Source organism: Actomonas aquatica (assembly GCF_019679435.2).
In the GTDB taxonomy this organism is placed as follows: domain Bacteria; phylum Verrucomicrobiota; class Verrucomicrobiia; order Opitutales; family Opitutaceae; genus Actomonas; species Actomonas aquatica.
On sequence record NZ_CP139781.1, the window covers coordinates 2,901,628 to 2,915,229 of the forward strand.

Consider the following 13,602-nt stretch of genomic DNA (forward strand, 5'->3'; position numbering starts at 1 on the left):
TCAGCGGTCGTCGCCGCTACCACGCAGGCGTCGCACAGATTCCAGCGCAAGCTCGTTGCCCTCGTCGGCAGCGAGCTCATACCAGCGCAGTGCTTCCGCCACGTCGGCCTCAGCACCAATGCCCCGCTCCAACAGGAAACCCATGTTGCTCATCGCCACCACGTGCCCCTTCTCCGCCGCCCGGCGCGTCCACTCCAGGCAAGCCTCTTCATCATGCTCCACGCCTTGCCCCTTAAAATACATCAGGCCCAAGGCACTCATCGCTGACGCGTGTCCCCACTCGGCGGCAGAGTTCAGCAGCGTGAAGGCCTGGGCGAGGTCATCCTCCGACGGGTCGTCGCTCATCATCAGTTCGTTGGCTCGCTGGAAACGAGTCGCCGCCACGTAGTCGCGCGCCTCGTGCAACCGTTGCATCAGGTTCTCGGCCAAGGATTGCAAGGTCCCCACTTTCTCGGCCGCGGCCGCCAGCAGGAGCGCATCCTGCCTCGTCGTGGCTTCCTCCACTTCGAGCTGGAAGTTCTCCTGTTCAATCAGCGCATCCACCACTTCTTTGCGATGGAGCAGCGTGACCTGACGCGAGACTTCCTCGTCCGCCTCGATTGCGCCAAACGCATTGGGGATCAATCCAAAGGCCGCCCACAACGCTTGCTGTGACTTGGGCGTCAGCCGCTCGGCAAACGGCCCCGAGATGAAATGCAGCTCCTCCATCCGCGCATGCACGGTGAACGGATAGGATTGGTCGTCCGATTGAAACGAGCCTTCGAGCAGCCCCACGTCATAGCGGCCCTGCAGCGGAAACTTGCCGCCTTGGAAAAAGATCATGCCCGACACCGCCGAAGTATCCGGGGCCTGACTCAGCAACAGCTGCACGCCCTTGCCTTCCCAATGTCCCCAGATGTTGTCCGGCACCGCCACCCGCTGCAGGCGAATGTCGCCGCTGTCCCGCGCGATGATCAGCGTTTTTCCATCAGCCGAGACCCGACACACAAACGGCGCCGCCGCTCCCGCCTCATCGTAAAACTCCCCTTCCAACTGCTGCGGTGTGGGCGTCGCCTGCAGGGTGTAGTCACGTGGACCAATACGCAGCGTGCCGGTGTAGCGCTCATCGTCGGCCAGCAGACGCAAGGCCACCTCGACCTGCGCGTGTTTACCGGCGTAAACGCCCTTGTAGGGCGCACTCGCGGCGAAGGGGTTTTGCGCGGCGAGCGGCACCGCGCCCAGCAGGGCGGATAAAAGAGCAAGAGCGAGACGTCGGGTCATGGGCGTGAAGGGGCTGAAAGCTACAGCCGCAAATGCGACGGCAGAGGCTTGGTGGTTTTGTCCGCAAGAAAGGCCAGAGCCTCGGCTCGCGTGTGGAAATAATGCGTCTTGATCGAGACGCCATCGCTGTGGAACTCCGCGGTCACGGGCACCCGCGTCAGCAAACTCGACTGCACCAACGCCTGCCATTCCCGCATCGCGACCTCCTCCTCCGCGCTCAAGGTAAAGGGCTCGCGCGGGCGCTCGGACACCGGCAACTCCTGCATTTCGCTGTAGACCGGGAAATCCCCGCGCGCCTGCAACCGCGCCCACAGCTCGGTCCGCTCCGCGTCGCGCACCGACTGCGCCTGCCGATTGCGTTCCGCCCGCTCGCGCGCCTCGCGTTCGCGTCGCGCCTCGACCTGCGCCCGAAACGCCGGGTCGTTGCGCATGCGGTCCCGGAATTTGTCGGTGGAGAGCCGCAGGCCGCGGATCTCCGGCAGGAAGGGATCGTCGAGGTTGAGGTGGCGGTTCGCTTCGAGCACCACATAAACCAGCGTCGTCACCCCGCGCGAAATCTCGTCCGCCTCGCGCTCGGCCGCGGCCTTTGCCTGCCGGGTGGCCAACGCATCCTCCGCCGCCGCGAAGGGGTCGCGAACCGGAGCCGATCGCTGACCACTTTCCGGCTCCTCGATCTCGGAAGCGGTCGAAGCGACCTGCTCCTGCTCCGCCACCGCAAAAGGATCGAAGGTCGGCGCGGATCCAGCGACCGCACCTGCGGCCTCGCCCGCTGCGTCTTCGGCATTGTCCTCCGCCAGTTCCGTCGCCTCCGGCACGTCCTCGATCAGTTGATCCGTCATCAACCGCTCGGCGCGCGCCGACACAAACGACGCCGGACTCCGCCCGGGCATGAGCGGTGCCTCCAGGAGCGTCACCCACGTCTCCCCTTCCCGCAGTTTGGTCGTGAAAGCGCGCTCCTCATTCAAAAACGGGTAGTCGACCGTGAGCTCCACGGCGGCCACATCCCGCGGCACCTGCTCCGCGGGGATGCCCGCGGGCAGAAACTCCATCGTCAGCCGCACCGCCTCGTAACTTTTGCCCATCACCCGCACCTGCAGTTTCTCCACCCGGCCCCGGCCTCCCTGCGTCCAGCGTATCGCTTTTTCGAATACCCAGCCGCTGTGCTCAAACTCCGGCGCGGGGATGTCGGCGTCACCCACCAGCTTGTCGATCGCCGCCTGAATGCGGTCGACCGCCAAGGCCTCCTCCAAATCGGACCGCCCGTCTTGCGGACGCTTGATCGAGTCACCGACAAACGAATCGAACGGCATGCCCGGTTTCCACCCGAGCAATGCCCGCGCCGAGATGACCTCGAGATTCGTCAACGCGAAGCCCGCTTTAAAAATCGCCTTGGCTTCCTGCTCGCTCAGATGGCCGCCCGCACCATCGAGGAAAAACTCATCCCAATCGGGCGAACCGGGAAAATCCGAGCTGAACCCTTTGTGCGCTGCCGGCACCATCGGTTCACATTCGATCCACGCCGCGATCGCTCGGCCGCCCTGCGCCACTTGGGCGCGAAATTTCACCACCCCCAGATCCTGCGTCAAATCCACCGGTTCCCACGCCATCACATACATCTGGATCGGCTCGCCCAGAAAGGTGTCGAATTTGTAGCGCAATCGCAGTGTGCCGAGGTTGTGTCCCCGATCGGATTGCGCCTGCTCGATGGCCAACTCTCCCTTGTAAGTGTGGGGTCCGGCCCGTCCGACCGACGTCCCCCACCCCGCGAGCAGCACCCACGCCCCGATCAACCAGCTGACTCGTCGGACCATGTGAGCGGGGTCTAGCCACCCCCTCCGCGTGAGACAACCCCTTAGGCCCTATCGCCCCGTGGAGGGGGAGTAACGCCGGCAACTTTCATAAATATTCATCGCGACCCTGCCCGGCTATTCGACGCAATAATGAGCAGGCGATGCGTCTTCCGGCGTATCCACGCTTTCACTTCACCCCTCCTCGCGACGTATGAAACTCGGTATTCACGCCTACGCTTGGTGTTCGCAATGGACCAATGACACCCTCGACCTCATCGACCGGGTCGCGGGTCTGGGTCTCGACTTCATCGAGATCCCGTTGATGTGCCTCGACACCTTTGACGCTCCCGCCATCAAAGCCCGCCTCGACGCCGTCGGACTCGGAGCCGTCACCTCCACAGTGCTGCTGGCCGACACCGACATCACCAGCGACGACCCCGCCGTGCGCGAACGCGGTCGCGCCTACCTCGAAGATTGTGTGCGCGCCACCGCCGCCATCGGCGCCAGCAGCTTCTCCGGCGTCATCTACTCCCGCCACCCCGGCAGCCTACGCGCCCGCCCCACCGAGGAGCATTGGCAACGCTCCGCCGACGGCCTCCGCCCCGCCGCCAAACTCGCGGGCGAGCTCGGCGTGCTCGTCGGAATCGAGCCGGTGAACCGCTACGAGAGTTATCTCATCAACACCTGCGCCCAAGCCCGCGAACTCATGGCACGCATCGATGCGCCGGCCATGCGCATCCACCTCGATACCTACCACATGAACATCGAGGAAAAGAGTTTCGCCGATGCCACCCTCCTCGCCGGCTCCGATCTCATTCACTACCACCTCTGCGAAAATGACCGCGGGATTCCCGGCACCGGCCAGGTCGATTGGGACGGCATCTTCCGCTCCCTCGCCGCCTTGAACTACCAGGGCAACGCCGCCCTCGAGAGCTTCGTCGACAACACCGACAACATGAACACGTGGGTGTGGCGCCAACTCGCCCCCGACGGCGACACCTTGCTGCGCGAAGGCGTGGACTTCATCCGCCGCAAACAACGCGAACACGGGCTGCTTTGATGCGACGCTCCACCATTCTGGTCGGCTGGATTCTGGCTGCGGTCGCCGCCTGCGCGGCTCCGCGCATCGAAGAACTCGGCGTGCCCGTGCGCGGCGTGGGTTGGGTGCGCCTGCACCCCGGCACCGGCCCCGACGGCGAACCTTCCCTGCTCATTACCATGGCCCAACACAAGGACGGCGCGTTTGTCCTCGATGTGGATATGGAGACCGGCCACTGCCGCCAGTTCAACATCGGCCGCGACGAAGCGGCGCTCGCGCCCTCCAGCTATCGCAGCCCGCGCACCGGCGTGCTCTGGCTCGGCTCCGCTTATACCGGCCATCTTCACCGCTACGACCCGGCGCATCCGGAAAAGGGTTTCGAGGACCTCGGGCCGGTCGACACCGACTACGCCACCTTCCCCACCGGCATCGCCGAGGGCCCCGACGGCCGCATCTACGTCGGCGCTTACCCGGGAGCCTGCCTCTCCGTCTACGATCCGGCTTCCGGCGAATGGACGCGCCACGGCCGCATGGATCCAGTCGACAAATACTACTACCCGCTCGTCGGCGACGACGGCACGGTCGCCGGTCAAATCAAGAGCACGCATTGGCGTATCGTCGCGTTTGACCCCGCCACCGGCCAACCGCACCGCGTGGGTCCACACATCGTCGAACCCACCGCCAACAAACAGCGTTACCATTTCTACAAGGGCACCGACGGCCTGCTCTATCTCGACAGCTTCGCCGGCGCCTTCCGTATCCAAGGAACGGATGCGCTGCCGGTGGAACGCTCCGCCCTCCCGCCCGAACGACCGGCCGTGGAGGCCGCCTACGGCCACGGTTACCAACAGCTGCCCGCGCTGCCCGACGGACGCGTCGTGGAATGGGCCGATCCCTACGACATCGACTTTCGCCGACTCCGCCTGCGCGATCCGGCCGACCCCAGTCGCGACACTGTGCTCGAGCTCGATTGGCAAGGCAGTGGCTCGGAACTCTGGACGCTGCACTTCGGCCCCGACGACCGCCTCTACGGCAGCAGCATGCTACCCGAGCGTTTCTTCGCCACCGAAGCGGACGGCGCCGACATGATCGACTACGGCAGGGTGAGCCACTCCCTCGGCGAGGCCTACTCGATGATCAATCTCGACGACGGCACCATGGCGATCGCGTCCTACCCCAAGGGCCGCCTTTCGCTCTACGATCCGCGCCTGCCTTATCGCTTCGGCACCGGTCCCGGCGCCAACCCGCTCGACATCGGACCCACCGACAAAATCGGCGACCGGCCTCACGCGATGGCCACGACGCCCGATGGCCGCCTCTGGATCGCCTCCGCGCCGCAATACGGACTGATCGGCGGCACCTTGGCGTGGCGAAACCTGCAGACGCTCGAGCACGGCAGTCACCGCCACATCATCGAGAACTGTTCACCCTTCAGCCTACTGTGGTTGCCCGAACTCGAACGCTTGTTGGTCGGGTTCATCGTCGAGCCCGGCACCGGCCGCGCGGCCGAAGTCGAGCGTGGTGGCTACGCCCTCTGGGACCCGGTCACCGACTCCGCCACCTACATCGGCGACTTCGGTGATGACGCATTGGTCGGCGTAACCTCGCTCGCGCCCGGTCCCGACGGACTCGTTTACGCGATCAGTGCGCGCAATCCCCGCCTCGTCACGCACTACGATGCTCAACCCGCGCCCAGTCGCCTGCTGCTACTCGACCCGGCCCAACAACGTGTCGTCGCGGCGGCGCCCATACCGGAGTCATTCGGTCCCATGCCGTTTGAAACGGCGAACACCCTGCGCTTCGACAGCGACGGCACGCTCTACGGCACGACAGCCCAAACCGTCTTCCGCATCCAACCCGGCACCGTCGAAATCGAAGAAGTCGCCCGCTTCACCGACGGTGATGCCACCGTGATCGGCCCCATTCGCGACGGTTGGCTCTACTTCGCCAGCATCTACCGGCTGCGCCGCCTGCAACTCGCGCCGTGAGACTCGCGGCGCTCAAATGCCATGCTCGAGGACGATCGTTATTTCGTCGTGCTCGACGCCTACGACCTCAAAGATCGCGGGCTCAAGCCCGGCAAATAGGTCGCATAAATGGGGCTCAGTTTCTGAACTCGACCGGCGGGAACCTTCGCCGAGACTCGACCTCGGGAGTCGCCCTGTCGGCGCTGCTGATCGAACGGTCAACCGCGCAGGGCACTTGCCACGCGTTCGGCTCCGCCATTCGGTCGCCGCCGCTCGGTTCGCAACCCATCTACCCCTCAAATGGATTCAGCACTCCGAAAAACGCGGTGTCATCTGCTTGGCGCCATTGTCGGTTTGGTGGCGGTATTCTCCACCGTCGGCCATGCCGCCAAACCCGTGGCGCTCAAAGCCACCGCCGATGAGGATTATGTTGCCGGCCGTCTCGACGAATCCGGTCAACCACGCATCCAAAAATACGTCTTTCTGGAAGGTAAGTTCTACGGCGGCGCCGTCCGCGACCGCACCCTCGAAAAAACCGAAGTCGCCGAGGTCGCCCGCGCCCTCGCCCCCTATCTGGCCCGCAAAAACTTCTTCCCCACCAACGATGAGCGAGAAGCCGATATCGTTATCGCCGTGCACTGGGGAGTGAGCGTAGCGCTGAGCTACAACTACGACTACATCAACAACCTCATGGAACAGGCCAGGGAGCAGCAGCGCCTCGAGGCCGACTCCTATTTCAACAACTACACTGCCGCCGACAGTATCGCCGCCGGCAGTCCGGTGGACATCAGTGCCGATTCGGGCAACGTTCCCGACTACGCCCAGCAGCTGTTGAAGGAAGCCTCCGCCGAGCGCGCGGCTGCGCCGGACTATGATTGGGCCCGCATGGCCATTGCCCGCACCGAGCACGAGGTGTCGCTCAGCACCACCGCGACGCTGCTGGGATTCTCCGATACCCTCAACCTGGACTCGGAACGCGCCTTCACCGGCGAAGATGCCCGCACCGTCTACGCCATGCTCGACGAGGATCGGTATTTTGTCGTGCTCGCGGCCTACGACCTGAAGGCGATCCGCAACGGCGAATCCAAGAACCGCCTCTGGATCGCCCGCATCAGCATCCCGTCGGCCGGCACCAATTTTACCGACGCGTTGCAACGCCTCGGCGACGTGGGTTCCGACTTCTTCGGCGAAAACAGCGACATCCTCACCATCCGCCGACCGCCACCGAAGAAACAAAAGGCCGAGGTTGAAGTGGGCGAACCGGTCGTGGTGGAAAACCCCGACAACTGAAGCGCCGAACAGCTACCGCTGCAGCGGCCGAATCTCGATGTTGCGAAACCACACGGTCTGCCCTTCGGCCTGTAGGGCGATGTGACCGAAGCTGATCTCCGGTGGCGCTCCAGCTGCGAGCAAGCGTCGCGCATCGGGATCGCGTTCATCGAGCGTCGGGCGTTCGTAACGCAGCACCTCCACGCCGTTGACGCGGTGAATCACGCGCTCGTGTCCGTGCACCTCCACCTCAATGTGGATCCATTCGTCCATCGGATACAGTCGCGAGGTCGCCTCGATGATGTGATCGGTCGAAAAAGTCCCGTTGAACACCAGGTTGGTGCCCGGCGTGCAGGCGTTGCCGGTCTGCCGTCCGGCCGAAGTGCCTTCGGCGAGAAACTGACACTCCAGACTCACCGGCCAGTCTTGATCCAACCGCATGCTCAGCGGCGACTGCGAGTGCACCATCACTCCGCTGTTGCGATGAATCCAGGGCGGCGCACCGGCCATCGAGTCTCCCGTCAGCTTGTAGTCGAGCCGCAACACGTAGTGCGAATACGGGCTGTCGCTGTAGAGGTGCCCGAAACGTCCGTCGAAGGACTCGTAACCACTGTAGTCGACCTTGAGGATGCCATCCTCCACCCGAAACGTATCGCGGTAATTGTCGCCCAGTTCGTGCCCGGTGATCTTCACCGTCCAGCCAGCGAGATCGCGCCCGTTAAAGAGCGAGTGCCACTCGGCGTCGGCGGAGCGCGCCGCCGCTGCCCCGAACAGACAAGTGACCAACAGAGAAATGAAACGGCGGTTTACGGGGAGCATCATTTACAGGAAGGGGTAAGCAAATAGGCGAAACAACACCGGGAGCCTCCGGGCTGCCTCCCGCGACTTCAACCGCGCAATCCCAAGCTGTCGGCTCGATGCTCAATCAAACCGCGCTGAGCCATGATCATGCACGACCAAGGCCCGCAGCGCAGCAGTCGACAGGAGCGGTGAGTCCTCACCGTCCCAGTCGGCTGCGTCGAATTCCTGAGAGAGCGGCAACGTCGCATCCGTTCGCAACAGCGGCCCCGACGCATCGATCAATCCGTGCAGCACCGGCGCGGCAAACTGACCGCTCGCCTTTGCCATCGCCCGAACCTGCCAAAACGGCACCTCCACGCCACGCGAGGCGTTCCCATAATCATAAGCCGTAATCGAGAGCACATATACCGCGTCCACCAGGGTCGCGCCCACCCCTCGCTTCAAATCAGCCGGCATCTCGTGCCATTCCGCATCGTAGGGCGCTTCATAGCCGAGCTGTGGACGCCACTTCATCCGCACAACCGGAGCGTGCAAAAACTCGGCCTTGGCTTCCTGTCGTCCCAGAATGGATCCCCATACGACACCGATCACCAAACGCGGTGGATGTGCTTCATCCGCGGGGACCATTCCGCGCTCTCCCAGCATTGCCACCACATGCTGCAGAAGGGCCTCTCGGTCGGGCGCGGCGTCTCCGGGCACGCCTCGCCCAAACGGCACATAACCGTGGGTGATCAGCCGATAGTGTAGAGGATTCAGTTCCGGATCGGGCGCCGCCTGGCGACTGCCCACGTCCGTCACGGTGCAACGAAATAAGGCCCGATCTGCCTCACCCGCGGTCGCCGCGAGCGCAATGGTGCCAAGGAAACAAACCGCTCTCATCAAGCGGAGCGGCGAAGGAAAGGAAGTAGCCATGGGGATAGGGGTAAGCGACTCAGCATCCGACCGCGCCCGAGTCGCTGAGTTCCGGCTCAAAAAAAGGGGCGGCTGCAGCCGCCCCTACGCTATGAGATTCTGGATACGCCAATCACTTCACCGGGATGGTGAAGAGCGCAACGCCCAGCGCCGGAACCTCGAGGGGCTGGGTGGCGTCGACGCCATTCGTTTCGACGATATCGATCACCCGCGGTTCGCCCGGGGTGTTGTGGTCGTGGCGATGCTCACCCGCGATGACGTAGCGGGTCGCATCGCCCGTGGCCGAACCGGCGACCAGGTCGATCGGCACGGCGACGGCGTCCGTAGTGGGATTTACAATACCAACGGTGAGCGTCTTGCCGTCGGCCGTGAGGGCGGCGACCACGTCGAGGGGCTCCGCAATCTGCGCGGCATCGAGTTCGATGGGCTGCGTGCCGTAGTGCTCGCGGTAGAGCTGCAGCACCAGACCGGTGGTCTCCATTTCGGCGGCCGTCTTGGAGGTCTTGATCGCCCCGATCACGTTCACCGTCTGCGCATAGAAAGCGAGGTGGATGATGTCGGTATTGCGGTAGTATTCGTGCAAACCGGCGGCGATGCCGAGGCCGTCGTCGACGCGATAGGTGCAGCCGAGTTCACCGTAGTCGTAATCGCGGTGCCAGTAGTTCCACTCGTCCATCGAGATCGGGATGATGCGGCCGTTGAGCTCGGGGATCTTGGCCTGCAGCTCGCGGTGACCCTGCGCCTTGGTGCGGATGGCTGCCTTCACGAGACCGACGTGCTCAACGAGGCCGACTTCTTGGTTTTCGGTCCACGGCGTGCGGCCCGAATAAAAGTGCTCGGAGATCTCCGTCATGTAGTCGGCACTGGCTTCCATGATGCGGTGCGACCAGCCCTTGCCGACGCGCACCTGCTCGGGGTCGTTGGCTTCATTGATGCCACCGAGTTCGCCCACGGCCACGAGGTGCAGGGACGGGTCCTTGGCCCACATGGCGGCGGCGACTTGGTTGTGCTTCAGCACATATTGCGAGATCTGCATGAAACCGAGCTGCCAGGTGCCAAACATCTCATTGCCGACACACCAATACTTCACGTCGTAGGGCTCGGCGGTGGCGTTCTGCGCCCGCCAAGTGCCGGCGGTCGTATCAGCAGATCCATTACAATACTCCACCCATTGCGCGGCCGAGTAGGCGTCACCAAACCCGGTGTTGGCGGCGATGGAGGGCTCGGCGCCGATCTCGCGGCAGAAGGCGATGAACTCGTCGGTGCCGAAGTCGTTGTGCTCGACGCCGGTCCAGGCCGGATTTTTGCGCGGCGGGCGACGATCGCGGTCACCGATGCCGTCACGCCAATCGTAGCCGGACACGAAGTTGCCGCCCGGCCAACGATAGATCGTGCCGTTGAGATCCTTGAGCAGCTCGAGGGTGTCGGCGCGCATGCCATTCACGTTGTCGGCCGGCATGATCGACGCGGTGCCCACCATGATGTCGCCGGCGTCGGCGTGGATGGTGAAGCTCGCTTTCTCGGTCGCGACCGGAGAATTGAAACGGAAGGTGCGCTTCATGTAACCCGCGTTGGCCGGCACATCGACGGTCACGCTGTCGGCGCCACCGTCCCAACTGAGGCTCACGGTGACCGTGGCCGGCTGGTCGCCGAGCGCCTCGATCCAGACGTAGCCCGGGTAATCCATGCCCGGCTTGAGGGCGAGGTCGTGCTGGCGGATACCGTGACCGGCCGCGACGCGCGGCGTATGGTCACCCACAAAGGAATCGGCCGCGACCATGGTCACACCGGCCGGATCGCCGACGATTTCCCACGGCGAGGCGCCGACGACCGGAAAGTCGGTGTCGACGAGGTCTTTGTAGGGATCGTAATCGGCAGTGATCGGGAAATAGAACTTACGGTCCTCCAGCATCTCGGCCCAAATGCCGCCGTAGATACAGCGACCCAGGTGCTCGATAAACTGGCCGTAGATGTAGGGGTTGATGTCGTCTTCGGCCTTGGCCTGCAGATCGATCTTCACGGGAGCGGCGGAGACGAGGGGAGCAGACATGGCGCAGACGGCGGCGATCAGGGGAACGAGACGCTTCATGAGGCTGGGGGTTGGAGGGAGGGGAAACGCGACCAACGGCTGCCTTTGACGTTGCCGCGCGGGGAAGAGGCAGGATAGCCCAAAGCCGTCGTGAGCGCCATGCTTCCACCCCTCCTGCCCTTACGTGAAACCCACATCGTGGGTCCGCACTGCGTTGAATGGGTGCTGTCGCCGGAACGTTTCCCCCAGCTGCGCCGGGGTCGTTTTGCGTGGATCGGTCACAGTGAGCTGCGCCCGCCTTACCGCATGGTGCGCATCCCCTCGGCCTTTGCCCACATCGTGGTCTGCACCGCCGGCGAGGGCCGCTGCGTGATCGACGGCAAAGTGGTGCCCTGGCGGGCCGGTCAGGCCCTGCTCGCCCCGAGTGGACGCGACCATGGCTTCGAGGCGGTGAGCGAGGAGCCCTGGCATCTGGCCTGGGTGTTCGCCCACGACCGGGAGGGGCCGCCCTTGGTGGACGCCGCCGGGCCGCAGTTGATTGATGCCGAGGTGGGCGACTTCGCCGACACCGTGCGGCTCATGGTGCGCGAGGCCTACGGTGAAGCCGATCCGGCGACGATGCAGGCCTGGGTAAGTTTGCTCCAAACCCACACCCTGCGCCTGACCGGCGGACCGCGCCGTGACCCCCGCTTGATCCGGCTTTGGCGGGAGGTGGAGGCCGATCTCGCTCGGCCCTGGGATGTGACTCAACTCGCCCAACTCGCGGCCGTGAGTGAGGAACATCTGCGGCGCTTGTGCCGCCGCTACCACCGCCGCACGCCCGCCGCCTACCTGACTCGCCTGCGCATGCATCGCGCGGGTGTGCTGCTGCGCGCGACCAATGTGACGGTCGAGGCGGTGGCCGAGCAGATCGGGTTTGGCTCCGTGCATGCCTTTTCCACTGCCTTCAAACGCTGGAGCGGCGTGCCGCCCTCAACCTATCGCCAGCTCGGTGACCGTGTGCTGCCGTCGCAGGCGGACTGACCTCACGAACCGCAACCATGCTTGCCCGCCCGAACCGCGCCGCCTTTGCTGCTTCTGTGCTGACGAAGCTCAAGCAGTGGCTGTTTCCGCCCAGCGACGATACCCTCGATGCGCTCACCACCCTCCTGACTGCCGCCCGGGACGACCGCTCGTTGCGCGCTCAGGTCCTCATGTTGGTGCGGCTGCCCGACGGCCAGCGCGAGGCCATCGTCAACTCCGCCGTCGAAGAGATGCGCCTCAAAGGCGAACCTGCCGACATTCGCGCCGCGTTTGCCTTGCTCGGTCCCGCCGACGGAGCCCAACGCGCGGCCGATTTTTTGGGCGGCACCTTTGCCCGGCCAAACGGTCAACCCGAGAAAGCATCGTAAGCCCACCTCCCCTCCCACGAACCTCTCCCTTCAACCCCCTCTCCCCCTCCCATCCCCATGATGAAACGTCGCCCCTTCCTCACTTCCCTCGCCGCCTCGGCCGCGCTGCTTCTCGGCTTCACCGCCTGCAGCAAGTCCGGCTCCGATGCCGCCGCCGGCAACTCCGGTGACAGTCAGCTCACCGTTGGCTTCGCCCAGACCGGTGCCGAATCCGCCTGGCGCACGGCCAACACCAATTCCCTCCGCAATGAGGCCGAAAAGCGCGGCATCGAACTCAAGTTCGCCGACGGCCAGTCCAAGCAGGAGAACCAGATCCGCGCCGTGCGTTCCTTCATCGCCCAAGGCGTCGACGCCATCGTGATCGCGCCCATCGTTGAGACCGGTTGGGATCCCGTGCTGCGTGAAGCCAAGCGCGCCAACATCCCGGTGGTCGTGATGGACCGCACCGTCGCCACGTCCGACGAATCCCTCTACGCCGCCTTCGTCGGTTCCGACTTCTATGAAGAAGGTCGCATGGCCGCCGACTGGTTGGCCGAAAACGCCGGCGACCGCACCAACATCGTTGAGCTCCAAGGCGAGCCCGGTTCCGCCGCCGCCAACGAGCGCCGCAAGGCCTTCGCCGACGCCCTCGCCAAGCACCCGAACCTCAAGATCATCGATTCGCAGACCGGCAACTTCCGCCGCGCCGAAGGCAAGACGGTCATGGAGGCCATGCTCAAGACCCACGGCGACGCCATCCAGATCGTCTACGCCCACAACGACGACATGGCCCTCGGCGCCATCCAGGCCATCGAGGAAGCCGGCAAAACGCCGGGCGAGGACATCATGATCGTCTCCATCGACGCCATTAAGGAAGCCGTGCAAGCGGTCGCCGACGGCAAGATGAACTGCACCGTCGAGTGCAACCCGCTCTTCGGCCCGAAAATCTACGACACCATCGAGGCCATCCTCGCCGGTAAGCCGGTCGAGAAGAAGTCCTACAACAAGGACGAGTTGTTCGACCAGACCAACGCCGCCGCCGCCCTGCCCTCACGCCAATACTGAGCGCCGGTCAGGTCGACCTCCTTCCGATACAACATCTCAGCCCCGCCCACCCGGCGGGGCTTTTTTGCGCCCGCGTCGCGACTCCCGCACGCCGGGCGCA

General features: G+C 64.5%; 11 protein-coding genes. 6 read left to right on the plus strand and 5 right to left on the minus strand.

Translation table 11 applies throughout. From position 1 onward, the window contains the following. Together K1X11_RS11345 and K1X11_RS11350 are read right to left on the minus strand one after the other, a co-directional pair. The gene (locus K1X11_RS11345; protein ID WP_221032072.1) at positions 1 to 1,260 is read right to left on the minus strand and encodes a tetratricopeptide repeat protein; all 1,260 of its coding nucleotides are present in this window, start codon (positions 1,258 to 1,260) and stop codon (positions 1 to 3) included. 20 nt (positions 1,261 to 1,280) lie between these two features. Beyond that, on the minus strand, positions 1,281 to 3,071 hold the full coding sequence (locus tag K1X11_RS11350; RefSeq protein WP_221032071.1) for a hypothetical protein: 1,791 nt from the start codon (positions 3,069 to 3,071) through the stop codon (positions 1,281 to 1,283). 190 nt (positions 3,072 to 3,261) lie between these two features. Here K1X11_RS11350 and K1X11_RS11355 point away from each other — a divergent pair, with 190 nt between their 5' ends. From K1X11_RS11355 to K1X11_RS11365, 3 genes are all read left to right on the plus strand, one after another. Beyond that, positions 3,262 to 4,110 (plus strand): sugar phosphate isomerase/epimerase family protein, encoded by an 849-nt coding sequence (locus K1X11_RS11355; protein WP_221032070.1) that lies wholly within the window; start codon positions 3,262 to 3,264, stop codon positions 4,108 to 4,110. Then, positions 4,110 to 6,077 (plus strand): lactonase family protein, encoded by a 1,968-nt coding sequence (locus K1X11_RS11360; RefSeq protein ID WP_221032069.1) that lies wholly within the window; start codon positions 4,110 to 4,112, stop codon positions 6,075 to 6,077. Before K1X11_RS11355 ends, K1X11_RS11360 begins: the two co-directional genes overlap by 1 nt. A gap of 279 nt (positions 6,078 to 6,356) precedes the next feature. Beyond that, positions 6,357 to 7,346, plus strand: coding sequence for a hypothetical protein (locus K1X11_RS11365; protein ID WP_221032068.1), 990 nt, complete (start codon positions 6,357 to 6,359; stop codon positions 7,344 to 7,346). Between the two features lie 12 nt (positions 7,347 to 7,358). Here K1X11_RS11365 and K1X11_RS11370 read toward each other — a convergent pair whose 3' ends face one another. The 3 genes from K1X11_RS11370 to K1X11_RS11380 form a co-directional block, all read right to left on the minus strand. Continuing rightward, entirely contained in the window at positions 7,359 to 8,147 is a 789-nt protein-coding gene (locus tag K1X11_RS11370) for a 3-keto-disaccharide hydrolase (protein ID WP_221032067.1), read from the minus strand. A gap of 99 nt (positions 8,148 to 8,246) precedes the next feature. After that, positions 8,247 to 9,038 carry a hypothetical protein gene (locus K1X11_RS11375; RefSeq protein ID WP_221032066.1) on the minus strand — a complete coding sequence of 264 codons (792 nt, stop codon included), beginning with the start codon at positions 9,036 to 9,038 and terminating at the stop codon, positions 8,247 to 8,249. A 112-nt stretch (positions 9,039 to 9,150) separates the two neighbouring features. Then, positions 9,151 to 11,127: an alpha-L-arabinofuranosidase C-terminal domain-containing protein gene (locus K1X11_RS11380; RefSeq protein WP_221032065.1), complete on the minus strand. Its 1,977-nt coding sequence runs from the start codon at positions 11,125 to 11,127 to the stop codon at positions 9,151 to 9,153. A 99-nt stretch (positions 11,128 to 11,226) separates the two neighbouring features. On the opposite strand from K1X11_RS11380, the gene K1X11_RS11385 reads away from it, so the two are divergent. Genes K1X11_RS11385 through K1X11_RS11395 form a run of 3 tightly spaced genes read left to right on the plus strand, consistent with a single transcriptional unit; the run spans position 11,227 to position 13,502 of the window. Beyond that, positions 11,227 to 12,090, plus strand: a complete 864-nt coding sequence (locus tag K1X11_RS11385; RefSeq protein ID WP_221032064.1) for a helix-turn-helix transcriptional regulator — start codon at positions 11,227 to 11,229, stop codon at positions 12,088 to 12,090. A 17-nt stretch (positions 12,091 to 12,107) separates the two neighbouring features. Continuing rightward, positions 12,108 to 12,458, plus strand: coding sequence for a hypothetical protein (locus K1X11_RS11390; protein ID WP_221032063.1), 351 nt, complete (start codon positions 12,108 to 12,110; stop codon positions 12,456 to 12,458). Between the two features lie 57 nt (positions 12,459 to 12,515). Beyond that, complete coding sequence (locus tag K1X11_RS11395) at positions 12,516 to 13,502, plus strand: ABC transporter substrate-binding protein (RefSeq protein WP_225919576.1); 987 nt, start codon at positions 12,516 to 12,518, stop codon at positions 13,500 to 13,502. Positions 13,503 to 13,602: the final 100 nt, after the last annotated feature.

Bases quoted from the DNA above. Each gene is read 5' to 3' on its own strand.
- K1X11_RS11345 (WP_221032072.1), bottom strand. From the start codon at position 1,260: ATGACCCGACGTCTCGCTCTTGCTCTTTTATCCGCCCTGCTGGGCGCG.
- K1X11_RS11350 (WP_221032071.1), bottom strand. From the start codon at position 3,071: ATGGTCCGACGAGTCAGCTGGTTGATCGGGGCGTGGGTGCTGCTCGCG.
- K1X11_RS11355 (WP_221032070.1), top strand. From the start codon at position 3,262: ATGAAACTCGGTATTCACGCCTACGCTTGGTGTTCGCAATGGACCAAT.
- K1X11_RS11360 (WP_221032069.1), top strand. From the start codon at position 4,110: ATGCGACGCTCCACCATTCTGGTCGGCTGGATTCTGGCTGCGGTCGCC.
- K1X11_RS11365 (WP_221032068.1), top strand. From the start codon at position 6,357: ATGGATTCAGCACTCCGAAAAACGCGGTGTCATCTGCTTGGCGCCATT.
- K1X11_RS11370 (WP_221032067.1), bottom strand. From the start codon at position 8,147: ATGATGCTCCCCGTAAACCGCCGTTTCATTTCTCTGTTGGTCACTTGT.
- K1X11_RS11375 (WP_221032066.1), bottom strand. From the start codon at position 9,038: ATGGCTACTTCCTTTCCTTCGCCGCTCCGCTTGATGAGAGCGGTTTGT.
- K1X11_RS11380 (WP_221032065.1), bottom strand. From the start codon at position 11,127: ATGAAGCGTCTCGTTCCCCTGATCGCCGCCGTCTGCGCCATGTCTGCT.
- K1X11_RS11385 (WP_221032064.1), top strand. From the start codon at position 11,227: ATGCTTCCACCCCTCCTGCCCTTACGTGAAACCCACATCGTGGGTCCG.
- K1X11_RS11390 (WP_221032063.1), top strand. From the start codon at position 12,108: ATGCTTGCCCGCCCGAACCGCGCCGCCTTTGCTGCTTCTGTGCTGACG.
- K1X11_RS11395 (WP_225919576.1), top strand. From the start codon at position 12,516: ATGATGAAACGTCGCCCCTTCCTCACTTCCCTCGCCGCCTCGGCCGCG.